Raw genomic sequence first — 208 nt, 5'->3', positions numbered from 1 at the left:
ATTTAGTCTTAGGGGGTGGTCCCCCTATGTTCCCACCGAGTTTCAGGTGCTCTGTGGTACTCTTTTAAAGACCATTTGGTTATCATTTTGAATACGAGACTTTCACTCTCTATGGTTTAGCTTCCCAGCTAATTCTTCTATAACTTCCAAATGTATTCTCTTAATTTGGGCTGTTCCCCGTTCGCTCGCCGCTACTCAGGGAATCGAG

Annotated in this window: 1 rRNA gene; it reads right to left on the bottom strand. The window is 44.2% G+C overall.

From position 1 onward, the window contains the following. Positions 1–208 (bottom strand): 23S ribosomal RNA (locus LJE08_RS14895); the annotation flags it as partial.

The organism is Holdemanella sp. DFI.5.55, from assembly GCF_020593575.1.
GTDB classification, from domain to species: Bacteria; Bacillota_I; Bacilli_A; order Erysipelotrichales; family Erysipelotrichaceae; genus Holdemanella; species Holdemanella hominis.
This window is presented reverse-complemented; position numbering and strand designations above follow the sequence as displayed.